The 12,988-nt window shown below is 61.9% G+C and carries 7 protein-coding genes; 2 read left to right on the top strand and 5 right to left on the bottom strand.

Annotated features, from left to right (window positions below):
- Positions 1-12 precede the first annotated feature (12 nt).
- Positions 13-1,689 carry a bifunctional 3-(3-hydroxy-phenyl)propionate/3-hydroxycinnamic acid hydroxylase gene (locus P3T21_RS35125; RefSeq protein ID WP_429260505.1) on the bottom strand — a complete coding sequence of 559 codons (1,677 nt, stop codon included), beginning with the start codon at positions 1,687-1,689 and terminating at the stop codon, positions 13-15.
- 148 nt (positions 1,690-1,837) lie between these two features.
- On the opposite strand from P3T21_RS35125, the gene P3T21_RS35120 reads away from it, so the two are divergent.
- Entirely contained in the window at positions 1,838-2,593 is a 756-nt protein-coding gene (locus P3T21_RS35120) for a TetR/AcrR family transcriptional regulator (protein ID WP_429260486.1), read from the top strand.
- A gap of 609 nt (positions 2,594-3,202) precedes the next feature.
- On the opposite strand, the gene P3T21_RS35115 is transcribed toward P3T21_RS35120, so the two are convergent.
- Genes P3T21_RS35115 through P3T21_RS35105 form a run of 3 tightly spaced genes read right to left on the bottom strand, consistent with a single transcriptional unit; the run spans position 3,203 to position 8,963 of the window.
- Positions 3,203-4,666, bottom strand: coding sequence for an efflux transporter outer membrane subunit (locus tag P3T21_RS35115; protein WP_429260485.1), 1,464 nt, complete (start codon positions 4,664-4,666; stop codon positions 3,203-3,205).
- 2 nt (positions 4,667-4,668) lie between these two features.
- The gene (locus P3T21_RS35110; RefSeq protein ID WP_429260484.1) at positions 4,669-7,842 is read right to left on the bottom strand and encodes an efflux RND transporter permease subunit; all 3,174 of its coding nucleotides are present in this window, start codon (positions 7,840-7,842) and stop codon (positions 4,669-4,671) included.
- Complete coding sequence (locus tag P3T21_RS35105) at positions 7,839-8,963, bottom strand: efflux RND transporter periplasmic adaptor subunit (RefSeq protein WP_429260504.1); 1,125 nt, start codon at positions 8,961-8,963, stop codon at positions 7,839-7,841. The genes P3T21_RS35110 and P3T21_RS35105 overlap by 4 nt, the downstream gene beginning before the upstream one ends.
- A 490-nt stretch (positions 8,964-9,453) precedes the next feature.
- On the opposite strand from P3T21_RS35105, the gene P3T21_RS35100 reads away from it, so the two are divergent.
- Positions 9,454-10,227 carry a TetR/AcrR family transcriptional regulator gene (locus tag P3T21_RS35100; protein ID WP_429260483.1) on the top strand — a complete coding sequence of 258 codons (774 nt, stop codon included), beginning with the start codon at positions 9,454-9,456 and terminating at the stop codon, positions 10,225-10,227.
- A 301-nt stretch (positions 10,228-10,528) separates the two neighbouring features.
- On the opposite strand, the gene P3T21_RS35095 is transcribed toward P3T21_RS35100, so the two are convergent.
- On the bottom strand, positions 10,529-11,584 hold the full coding sequence (locus tag P3T21_RS35095; RefSeq protein ID WP_429260482.1) for an AI-2E family transporter: 1,056 nt from the start codon (positions 11,582-11,584) through the stop codon (positions 10,529-10,531).
- Positions 11,585-12,988 lie beyond the last annotated feature (1,404 nt).

Here is a 12,988-nt window from a genome sequence, read left to right as displayed (position 1 = left end):
GCAGAACGGAAATCAAACGGTTCGGATGGCGTGCTCGGCTTCCATAGCCGGCGCGCCGACGGGGTTCGTCAGCAAGGCAAGACTCTCGCGCACGATACGGTTCACGTCGGTGGCCGCACCGTCGTGGACGATCGTCTTGTCGGGCCGGACTACAGCAACCCACCCGACGGGCACCAGCCCCGGAAGAAATACGCCTTCGAGGTCTTCCCAGCTGTCGAGCGGGGCAAGATGCAGCCGTTGCCCCCGATGGGCAATCTGGACAACGCGCCCCCCGGCACGCGCAAACGCTGCGGCCGTCGCGTCCTCTAGCACAGCCGCCGCATCCACGCCAAACCCGATCAGCGTGAGACCCTGCCCTAGCACGTCGTCGCTCAGACACGTAGTGCCATCGGAACCTCTCACCCAGCCTTGTGCGATGACTGCGCCACGAACAAGCCTGGTCGACGAGCGGCCCTTGACGAACAGTCCACTGCGAAATGCGTTCTTCGGCTTGATCTGCAGTTCCTCAAATTGCGCGCGCAGGCGCGGCACGAGGCCCGCAAGGCGCATCAACCCATGAGTCAACAGCGCAACTGCGCCACTTCGCGGCATGACGAGCCTACTCATGAATTTTGCGAGGTTGATCATTGCCTTTGCATGGGGGCGCCGCTCCTCGTCATAGGTATCGAGAATCCTTGGGTCGGCACGTCCGTGTACCACCCATGCCAATTTCCAGCAAAGATTGGCGGCGTCCCGAAGGCCTGCTACCAGCCCCTGCCCGACGAATGGAGGCGTGATATGGGCCGCATCGCCCGCGATGAACACCCGCCCCTTGCTGAATGCGTCGACGGTGCGCGCATGGAAGCGATACACGGCCTTGCGCTCGATGATCATCTCTTCGACGTTGCCCCATGGCGAGAGCAACTCCCGGATGCGTGTCTCGGATTCCATTTCCTCGCGTCGCTCGCCAGGCTGCAGCATGAATTCCCAGCGTTCACGGTGGCCAGGCGCGACCATATGCGGGATTGGCCGACGGTGATCGCAGATGAATTCGATGTGATCGATCGGACGTGGTACGTAGCGGGCATCGACGATCAACCAGTCCTCGGCGAACGTCTTACCTTTGAATTCCTGGCCGATGAGCTGCCTCACCAGCGAACTCGCCCCGTCCGCGCCGACCAGATAGCGGGCCCGGACCCCATGAGTGCGCCCGTGCCCGAGGTCCAGCGACGCGAGCACATGGTCCCGTTCCTCCGTGAAGCCCTTCAGGCCGACACCCAGCGCAATATGCGCACAGTCATATGTCTCGAGCCGGGCGCGCAGGCACCGCTCGAGATCCGGCTGGTAGAACGTGACGAGCTTCGGATGGCCATCCAGGCTGCCCAGCGAATTCACGCTGCCGAACAGGCCCAGCATGGGCGACCTCATGCGAACGTACGGTATGGCGATCGTCTCGAAATCGCGCTCGCCAACGCCCGCAAGCTGAAGGATGCGCAGCGCCTCGTTATCCAGTGCGATTGCACGGGGCGCCATGAATACTTCACGCGACTTGTCTACAACCATCACGTTCACACCGTGTCGTGCCAGCAGATTGGCGGTCGCCGCACCGACGGGGCCACACCCGACTATCAGCACCTCTACTGCCTCGGGCAGGTCACGCGTCGACGGCTGAACCGGGTCCTGCAGGCCTGACGGCCCGGTGGTGTTTATTGCTCCTGTCTCCACTGTCACTCCATCTGTCTATTTGTTTGTCGGGCGTCAACCATGCGCCTTACTGACATTAAAGTCATTGCTGATAATTTTGTCAAGAAAGACATTTCAATCTATACTTGGATATGAGCAAAGACTGGAACTCGTCATGGCGAACTCTTTGAACCGCCCCGCGCCCAAGCGCTCCACCCGTGCGGCCCCCGTTTCTCCGGTCGCCGTTCCCGAGGAGCGCGAGCCGCGCGGAGCGCGCCGCAAGCGCGAGACGCGCGCCCGCCTGCTCGACGCTGCCCTCCGCCTAATGGCGGAAAAGGGCATGGAGGGCGTGGCGATCAACGAAATCACTGAGGCCGCCGATGTGGGCTTCGGCTCGTTCTATAACCACTTCGAGTCGAAAGAAGCCGTCTACGCGACGCTCGTCGACAACGTGTTCGAGGAATTCGCCGACATGCTCGATCGCCTCACCGGGGGCCTGTCCGACCCGGCTGAAGTGATCGCCGTCTCGGTGCGCCACACCCTGATGCGTGCGCGGCGCGATCCCGTATGGGGACGCTTCCTGATACGCGAAGGGTTTTCGGCGAGCATCCTGAGCCGCGGGCTGGGCCAGCGGCTATTGCGGGATATCGGAAACGGCATCGCCGCCAAGCGCTTTGTTGTCGCCGACCCTTTCATCGGCTTTCTTTCGGTGGGCGGTACGGTGCTTGCGGCAATTGCGGCCGAGCTGAATTTTGTCGCGCCGGGGGCGCCGGCGGCAGACCTGCTCGACGAACTCGGCTTCAGCGGAGAGCACTTCGCCGAGCGTACGGCAGCAACGCTTCTGCAAACGCTCGGGCTCAAGCGCACAGAGGCGGAGAAGATTGCAATGCGAGCGTTGCCACTGGTCGAGGCGGAAGTCGACGCGGAATGAGGCGGGTGAAGTCGAGACGCGTTATGGACCGGGGTCATCGACGCGACACGAAGAGACAAAGGCCCTTTCCGTATGACCTTGTCCATCAATCTGTTCCTAGATCGGACCTCCGCTCAACCTGGTGAATGGTGTGCATCCAGACGAGCAAAGTTTGGTCGGCCTGACCTGGCACGCGCCGTTCGCGGGGAGCTCAGCCGGCCGCCGCGATTATATGTCATAGCCAGTTAAGGCGTGGACGTTATCTATCGATTCGCGGTCCATATCGTCAAGCGTTTTGCGGTTACCAGTTCGTTCCATTCTTCTAAACCCAATATGGATTCACGCATATTCATTGACGGCGCATTGCATGCGGCTGACGTGCAACTGCGTTGTCTGATACCGGCAGAATCGGCACTGATCCTCAGATCAAACGTTGACGCCTTGCGCTGATCAAGGGGAAATTTCGGCGCCATCCGGCGCAGGTGATAGCCCCGCTCTACTGGTTCGCCCGACGGCTTGCTCTCTATCTCGCATAACAAACTGGTCTGGGTTGACCTGGCACCGGCAGATTCACCCAATGGAGAGCGACCCGGTTCATCGCGACGCTCTCCCCGAACTACGGAAACAAGGTCATTCTCTTGACGTCACGTGCGGCTGTTCGGCAGGCAATTCGCCCATCGCCTGGAAGAGTGCGGCGGTATCGCTCATGCGCTGGCTCCCGGCGCGGGCGGCGCTAAGCTGTGCGTTGAGAAACCGCTGCTCGCTGGCGTGCTGCGCCGTTGACGGAAGGGAACCCAGGCGGGCGCGCGACGCCGTTTCGTCGAATGCCGCATGGGCTGCCTGTGCCGCTCTTTCGGCAGATGCCAGCGTCTGCGCGTCATTGTCCAGTGCGGCAAGCGAATCCGCGACATCCTGGAATGCCGACAGAACTGTCGACTTGTAGTGCAGAACCGTCGCATCGTAGGTATCAATCGAGGCTCTGCGTTGCTCGAACAACGCCCCACCATGGAAGAGCGGCTGGGACAAGCCCGCACCGATCGCCCAGAGCCCGCCTGCACCTGAGAGCATCGCGGGCCAGCTAAAGCCCCCGCGACCCATCGAGGCCGTCAGTGACAGGCTCGGAAAGAGTTGCGCGGTCGCAGCGCCAACGTCGGCCGCAGCGGCCTTCACGGCGGCATCGGCCGCCTGAATGTCCGGACGCGAACGCAGGAGGTCCGACGGCACGACGACGGGCACATGGTCGGGCAACGACAGACGGTCGAGGTCCGGAACGGCCGGTGCGTCATCCGGCGTACGGCCCATCAATACCGCCAGCGCGTGGACCGCTGAGGCGCGTTGCTGGCGCATGGCCGGAAGACTCGCCGCGATCGAATCTGCATCTTGCGTCGAGTTGAGCGCCTGCACGTGCGAAATGGACCCGAGCGCGTACCGTTGCTGATCCTCGTTTGCAGTTTCGCTCGCCACGGCGACGAGCCGTTCGGTGAGCGCGATCTGGCGATCGAGCGCCGCCACATTGATCGCCGTGCCGACGATGTTGGCGGCAAGCGCGCGCCGGGCCGCTTCCAGCTCGTACCCCTGCACGTTCACGCGAGCGGCGGCCGCCGCGTTGGCGTAGCGCGTCGCGCCAAAGAGATCGAACGTGTAGTGCGCCTGAATCTGACCGGCGAAGAAGTTATAGCGTACCTCGGTGGGGCCGATGCCGGGCACGACCGGTGAACGCGCACGCTCGACCTCGGCGGCAGCATCGACTGAAGGCAGCGTGGACGAACCGACCTGCGCGCGTAATTCCTCATGCGCGGCAGAGAGCGTCCTCTGCGTAGCCGCAAGCGTCGGACTGTTGCGCAGGCCTTCCTCGACGAGCGCATCGAGCGCGTCGGACCGGTAAAGCCGCCACCATTGAGGAGCGGCCGCCGAGCCGGTGTCGAACTGCTGCGCAACGCCATCCGCCACGACAGTCCTGGACGGCTGCGCCTGCACGCCATAATGCGTGGGCGAAGGCATCGCCGGGGGCTCGCCACCGGGACCGAACGAGCAGGCCGTCAGTGCAAGCGCCGTAGCCACGGCGGGAACGGACGTCTTATAGGCAAGGTTCATGATCAAATCTCCGTACGCTCAACGACGACCTGTTGCATCCCGCGCTCATCGCGCCGGATCCTGAAACACGTCGCATAGAGTGCCGGCAGGAAAAAAATGGTCAGTACCGTGGCGATCGTGATACCACCCATTAGCGCGGTCGCCATGGGCCCGAAGAACGCTGAGCGCAGGAGCGGAATCAAGGCGAGCACGGCGGCGGCGGCCGTCAGCATGATCGGCCTGAAACGCCTCACCGTTGCACCGATAATCGCGTCGAATCGCGCGTGCCCCGCCGCGATGTCCTGATCAATCTGGTCGACCAGAATCACGGAGTTGCGCATGATGATGCCGAACATGGCAATCACGCCGAGCAACGCGACGAAACCAAAGGGCTTACCGAACAGGAGCAGCGCGGCCACGACGCCGATCAGCCCGAGCGGCGCTGTCAGCACGACCATAAACGTCCGCGAGAAGCTCTTCAGCTGGATCATGAGCAGCGTCAGCACAGCGATGATCATGAGCGGCATCTCGGCGTTGATCGAGGTTTGGCCTTTCACGCTTTCTTCGACGGAGCCGCCCACCTCGATGCGGTAGCCGACCGGCAGCGTGGCTTTTTGCTCCGCGAGCGCGTGCTCGATATCGCGAGTCACGTCGATGCCCTGCGCGTTGCCCCGAATGTCGGCCTGCACTGTGATCGTCGGCTGCCGGTCGCGCTGCCAGATCACACCGTACTCGAGCGTGTCTCGAACGTGTCCGAGGGAACCGAGCGGTACCGGGCCGTTCGGCGTCGGAATCGCGAGGCTCGTGAGCTTCGCCGGATCGACACGCTCGCTCGCCGGCGCACGCAGATCGACGTTGATCAGCTTGTCCCGCTCACGAAACTGCGTGACCGTGTACCCCGAGAGCGTCATGGCCAGGAAGTTCGATACGTCCTCAGACGTGACGCCAAGCTGGTGTGCCCTGTTCTGGTCGATCTCGAACGAGATCGACCGTTCCGCCGGCTCGTCCCAGTCGAACTGCACATCTCGCGTGCGGGAATCGGCGCGGACCTTGTCGGCGACTTTTTCAGCAATCGAGCGCACGGTCGCAATATCGTTACCACTCACGCGGAACTTGATCGGGAAACCCACGGGCGGGCCGTTCTCGAGCCGCGCGACACGCGTGCGCGCGCCGGAAAGCTCTCTTCCGAGTTTGGCATCGAGCCAGCGCATCAACTCTTCGCGGGTTTCGACGCTTTTTGCCGTGATCACGAACTGCGCAAAGTTAGGCTGCTGAAGCTGCTGGTCCAGCGGCAGGTAAAAGCGCGGTGCGCCCGTGCCCACAAAGTCGACGAAGTGGTCGATCCCGGGATTGCCGTCGAGCGCCTTTTCCAGGCGCTTTGCTTCACGCAGCGTCGCCTCGAACGAAGCGCCTTCCGGCAGCCGCAGGTCCACGAGCAACTCTGGCCGTTCCGAGTTGGGGAAGAACTGTTGCGGCACGCGCGTGAAGGCCACCATCGCGATCGCAAAGAGCACGGCAGTGACGCCAAGCACGGCCCAGCGGCGCTCGATACACCACGTGATCCAATCCGAAAGGCGCCGGTAGAAGCCGGTGTTATAGACGTCATGTTCGTCATGAGCGCCGTCGCGCCAGTGGGCCTTGCGCTCCGGCAGCATGTGGAAGCCGAGCAACGGGACCAGCACGACAGCAGCGAACCACGAAACGATCAGCGAAATGGCCGACACGTGGAAGATCGAGCGCGTATATTCGCCTGTGCTCGATTTCGCGAGCGCGATCGGCAGGAAGCCCGAGACCGTGACGAGGGTGCCCGTCAGCATCGGGAACGCCGTGCTTGTGTACGCGAACGCCGCCGCGCGCGTGCGGCTCCAGCCCTGTTCGAGTTTCACGGCCATCATTTCGACGGCAATGATCGCGTCGTCGACGAGCAGCCCCAGCGCGAGCACGAGCGTGCCGAGCGAAACCTTGTCCAGCCCGATATTGAACACATGCATGCACAGCGTCGTCACGGCCAGCACGATCGGAATCGTGATCACAACGATCATGCCGGTGCGCAGGCCGAGCGAAACCAGGCTAACGACCAGCACGATCGCTACCGCTTCGCCGACCGACCTGACGAACTCATCCACCGAGTGCTTGACCGCGTGCGGCATGCTCGATATGGGAGCCAGCTTGAGCCCCGCCGGCAGGGTCGCCTGGAGTTCGGCGGCTTTTGCGTCGAGCGCCTTGCCGAGGCTGATCACGTCGCCACCCTTTTGCATCGTGACGCCGATGCCGAGAACCGCCTGCCCCCCGACGCGCATCTGGGTGACGGGCGGATCGTCGTAGCCGCGGGTGATCTTTGCGATGTCCCCGAGCCGGAACGTGCGTTTGTTCGCGGTGAGAAGCGTGTCGGCGAGCGCCTGCACGTCCTTGAACGCGCCGCTCGGTCGCACGAACACCCGGTCGTCAGCCGTCGCAATGGTGCCGACCGGCGCCACGGTATTTTGTGCGTCGATTGCCTGGGCGAGTTGCTGCGGCGTAATGGAGAGCCTCGTCAACTCTGCATTCGATATCTCGACGAAGATGTGTTGGTCCGGGTCGCCAAAGTAGTCGACCTTGGCGACGCCGGGCACGCGCAGCAGGATCGTGCGCAACTGATCTGCGTAGTCGTGCAGTTGCGCAGGCGTAAAGCCGTCGCCTTCAAGCGCATAGATGTTCGTGTAGACGTCACCGAACTCGTCGTTGAAAAACGGTCCAACCGTCCCCTTGGGCAGCGTCGCCGCGATGTCGCCCACTTTCTTGCGCACCTGATACCAGGTCTCGGGGACCTCCTTGACCGGGGCCGAGTCCTTCATGGCGAAGAAGATCATCGACTCGCCGGGCCGCGAGTAGCTCTTGATGTTGTCGACGTACGGCGCGGCCTGCAACTGACGGCCAATCCGGTCCGTGATCTGTTCCTGCACCTCGCGGGCAGTCGCACCCGGCCAGTAAGTCTTGACCACCATGGTCCGGAACGTGAACGGCGGGTCCTCCGACTGGGCAAGCTGCGTATAACCGATCACGCCGAACAGGGTCGCAAGCCCGATCAGAAAGATGACGAGCTGCTGATGGCGCAACGCCCAGGCGGAGAGATTGAAACCGCCTTCGCCATGTGCCTCGGCGTCGGACGGGGTGACGGGCGCGCTGTCGCGCGCGGTTTCAGGGTCGCGGGCGTTCATGACGAAAAATCCTCGGGATGCAGCGGGGCCACTACTTGCACGTGCTGGTTTGCGCTCACTGCGTGAACGCCTTGCATCACGACGCGGTCGCCGTCGTGCAGGCCGCCGGTGACTGAGACCGTACGTTCGTCGTAGCGCGCGATGCTGACAGGGCGCAGCTCGAGGGTGTCGCTGCCGGCGCGCACCACCCACACCGCTGGATCCTCGCCTTTGTGAAAGAGCGCCGTCACAGGCAGCGCGAACGGACGCGCCGCGGCCGCATCGCCGACGGCATCGAACGCGACATTGGCCGTCATGCCGAGGCGAATATCGGGGCTCGGCGCAGCCAGCGTAAGCTTCACGCGCCAGGTGCGGCTTTGCGGGTCGGCGGCGGGCGATACCTCGCGCACGCGCGCCTCGAAGGTCTTGCCGGGCAGCGCGGACAGGCTCACGCTCGCCTTGCTGCCGACGGTCAATGCGCCAAGTGTCCGTTCGGGCGCGTCACAGACGATATCCACGTCCCCCGTCCAGTCGAGGTGATAGACGGCTTGAGCTGCCTGAACGTTCTGGCCGGTGTCGGCATCCTCCGACGTGATGACTCCGTCGTGGTCTGCCGTGAGCGCGGCGTAGCGAAGGTGATCGGTGGCGAGCGCCATTTGGGCAAGGGCCGAATCGCGCTGCGCGAGCGCCGTTGCGTAGGCGTCCTGGGTCTGCTCCATCTGCGCTGGTGCAATCAGGTTTGCCTGCGCCTGAGCTCTATCCCGATCGAGCTGCTGCCTGGCGTACACCAGGCGATGTTCGGCGGCGTCTAACTGCGCGCGCGCATTGACAAGGTTATTGCGCAGATCGGTAGGGTCGAGCAGCGCAACGGTCTGTCCCGCCTTGACGGTATCGCCGAGGTGAACCTTCCTTTCGGTGACATTGCCTCCTACCCTGAACGAAAGGGGCGTGGAGTACCGCGCTTCGACCTGGGCCGGCAACGAGGCGATGGCCGCGCGCCCATCGGGATGAATCGCGAGAGCGACAACAGGTTTGAGCTCCGGGGGAGCCGTTTCGCGCTGGTGGCACGCCGAAAGCAGGATTGCGCCGCAAGCCGCGATGAGAAGCCGTCCTCGGAGGGATGGCCGGGCGACGGACGACAGGAAGGGACGCGCAAGCGTCTGCGCGTTAAGACCGGAAAGTTTCACGATGTTCACAAGGCAGGTGATGGTCCACTAATAAAAATTGGCGAGGCATCGGAAGACACGGTGCGTCTGGCAGCATGCTTTGCCATGTGCGCTAGCGCTCGATTTGGCATGCCTATAATTTAGTATTCCTACTCGCCTCTTATGCTACAAACCGCTTGCAACTCTTCATACTTCGTCATCGCACGCGACACACTCCCACGAAACAGCTAAAGAACGAGCGTAAAACAGGTCCTCGCCCCGAGCCCGACGCTGGTGGACGCGGACGGCAGTGGACGACTCGTCTTCAGCGCTACAACGCCCGGGTCCGGGCAACGTCGCTACTCAATTCGTCTGTCGATGCTGTCACTGATCCCCCCTCGACAGTGACATTAGACCCATACCTGATTATCTTGTCAATCATGACGATTAAATCTACGATATGACAATACAGAAATTTGGAGCCGTGATGCCTGATACCCCGAACTCCCGTGCACCCCGGCAGCGCACGCAGAAGTTGCCAGCTCCGGCTCAGGCGACCGAAGGGCGCCAGCCGCGCGGCACCCGCCGCAAGCGCGAGACCCGCACCCGCCTGCTCGACGCCGCGCTCAGGCTGATGGCTGAAAGAGGGACGGATTCCGTGGCCATTAACGACATTACCGAGGCCGCAGACGTCGGTTTTGGCTCCTTCTATAACCACTTCGGGTCGAAGGAAGGGATCTTTGCCGCGCTCGTCGAGTGGGTGTTCGAGGAATTCGCAGATACGCTTGATCACCTCGCCAGCGGACTGTCTGACCCGGCCGAAGTGGTCGCCGTGTCAGTGCGCCATACGTTGATGCGCGCTCGCCGCGAGCCGGTGTGGGGACAACTCCTGATCCGCGAGGGTTTTTCGGTGCATGCGCTTAGCTGGGGTCTCGGCCAACGACTGCTGCGCGATAGTCAAAGAGGCATTTCCGCGAAACGCTTTGTCGCCCCGGATCACTTCATGTGCATCGTTTCGGTTACGGGCATCATCTTCGCGGCGATCGCCGCTGAACTGAACTTTGCCGCCTCGGTCACACCAGCGATCCAACGGCAGAAGGCATCTGGACTCGGTGAGCAAAACTTTGCGGAGCGCGCTGCGACGGTCGTGCTACAGGCACTTGGACTCAAGCGCGCGGAGGCGGAGAGAATTGCGCAGCTGCCGTTACCCACTGGTAAGCCGGAAGTCAAAGTCTATCGAGCAAAACCGCGCGTCCGCTGATCGGGTGGACAATTTCCAGCCTCAGGCCACGGCTTGAGGGGCGACGAGACCACAAGCGAGGCAGCTGTGATCGAAAAAACGGCGCTGACAACGAACGAATGTGAAGGCTGCCTTTATATGATCGAAAGCATTGCAATATCGCGCCAGGCGCACGGAGCACCCGCCGATCGGGGTCACTGAGTCGTGTCTCCGCAGCCCACAAGTTTCGAGAATTGCACGCGCTCGAATACGGCCTTTTTGCGTTCTCTTAGCGCTGGTTCTTCCGGCGTTCGGCCGGATCCTGTGTCGCCGTAAACATCAGTCAGCTTCCGTAAAGCGCACTCGCGAGATAACGGCGACGCAGTTCGCGCAGACCCGTCGCCAGGATCGCGCTGGCCGGCAGCGCGAGCAGCACGCCACAGAATCCGAAGAGCTGGCCGAACGCCAGCATGGCGAAAATCACCGCGAGCGGATGCAGGCCGATGCGCTCGCCAACGAGGCGCGGCGTGAGAATGAAGCTTTCGAGAATCTGGCCGACGCTGTACACGACGACCACCGCGCCGACGCCATACCAGCTACCGAACTGCAGCAGAGCGGCAAGTAGCGCAAGCGCCAGCCCAGTCGCAAACCCGATATACGGAATGAACACGGCAAGCCCGGTAAAGAGACCAACGGGTAGCGCTATTTCGAAGCCCGCAATCGTCAGTGCTATCGGATAGAACGTGGCGAGCACACCCATCACGAGTAGCTGGCCACGTAGGTATTGCGACAGCATCTGGTCTATCTCTGTCATGAACTCCCGCGTTTTGCCCAGCCAGCGCCGGGGAACGAAGCTTTCCAGACGAGCGAACGCCTCGTGCCTGTCATAGAGCAGATAGAACAGCACGAGCGGCACCAGCACGACGTTGCCGACGACAGTAATCATCACGTTGCCGCTCGCGCGCAGGGACCGCCACACAGCCAACGCGACTGTCTGTTCGCTCGCTTTGAGATTCATCGCCACCATGTCGCGTACATTGCCCAAATCGAGCGAGTAGCTCAGGCCCAGGAAAGCCAGTTTGGGTTGCAACCATGTGTCGAGCGTCACTGCGAGGGACGGAATCTGTCTGACCAGTTCAGGTCCCTCCTTCTGGATCACGGCAAGCACGAGCAGAACGAGCAGCGCAGCCATCAATCCGAACAACAACATCATCGCGAGCGCCGCGAGCCCGCGTGGCGTGCGATGACGAACCAACCATTCGACCCCCGGCTGCAGAACATATGCGATGAGCCCACCAAGCAGGAATGGCGCGAGGACGGGGCGCAAGATCCATAGCAGGACGGCGACCGTCAAGACTACAGCGCCCCATGAAAGGGCTTGGCGATTGTACAAAGTCATAAGCGCAACGTGCGGTGAAAAAATTGAGTGCTCTCGCACTGGGACGGGGGAGATCCCGAACAAACCGGCGAATATAGGTCCGGCTCGTTAGAGGGAACGCAAACCATCAAATGCCACGCACCACATTGCCGTCCCTGCTCTCCCGCGGCGGATGTCGGCACCTTTGTTCAGACCAGCCTCCCGCTTTCTCTCGTTACGCAACCAGGAGCAGTTCGATGGAGAACAGCTGGGCCTCTGGGCGGGCGCGCGCCTCAAGCAGGCAATCCGGATCCAGCTCGAAGAAGGGCTCCGGTTCGCATCGAAAGGAACGTGAGATGACTAGCGCATGAAAAAGTCGCCGAACCCGCAACGCCTTTCCATGAAACTGCTCGCCCTGGTCACGTTCGAAAAGAACGGTTCATGCGTGCACCGGATTGGCTTTTGGGATCATCGTCACCAGACGATGCCTGCCCCCTCACCGGGTAGTTGTTCTGGTTCCTCTTGGCTTGAGACAGACAGTCGTCCAGCTGCCAGGTGAGTTGACCGATAGCGTCGACGAACAGACTCGATGCTCGTCCATAAGATCGCGCAAGCGTTGCGGCATCGAGCAGCGCCCCATAAGCGTATGCGCAAGACGCCGGTAGCCTGGATGTGTGTTCGGGTGATGCGTACGTGGACCCGGTGACATTCGCCGTGGATAGTGTTCGTGCACCCGTTGGCGAGCATCCGCTCAAGATAGTGATAGCGAGAAAACACAGGCTGGCCAAATGGCACAACCGCTGCCGCATCACCCACCCCCTAAAGCTGCAAACTGACGAGGTTTTCCATGGTCGCCACAATTCCCATTCCTCAAATGACCGTCCCCGCTAGACTACTTTGGGCTGGTGGCCAACCGTGACGAATCCCCGCATAATTTGATAATATCATCATTTTCGCGCGCAATGTCAATGTTGATATTTAATGCGATTCATGTGTGATAGCCGACAAAGGGATTGCTCCACCTGAAACATTTTTCCGACAGCTCCACGCGCCAGTCGGCGTGTGAGCAATCAGGTACGCCGCCAAGGCGCGGGTTCGCGCTAGGGTCCTTACCCCAGTTGACCAGGTTGCGCCCTTCACGAACGCTGCAATCGGATGTCCAAAAAAGATGGCCAGCTTTCGAGAAATGCGGCGATCCCATGCTTTCGCGGGACCGCTTCCTTCACCGCCTCGGCCGTGAACGCCCCAACGTCCAGGAGGCGGTGCGGATTCAACCGGTGGAACCCAAGGCGCCTATCCGCTCGACCGGAGCGTTGCCTACAGGCGTTTGCAACGTGTGCGATGCGCCCGGGGACCGCTCCCCAAGCTACCGCGCGACAGCTACGCGAGCGGTCAAGTCTCTATGACGTCTCCCATCACATCTTTGAGCGCTAGTAAAACGCTGAG

It is taken from the genome of Paraburkholderia sp. GAS334 (assembly GCF_050436625.1).
Lineage (GTDB): Bacteria > Pseudomonadota > Gammaproteobacteria > Burkholderiales > Burkholderiaceae > Paraburkholderia.
The sequence above is the reverse complement of the archived record's forward strand: the minus strand, read 5'-3'. Positions and strand labels throughout refer to the sequence as shown.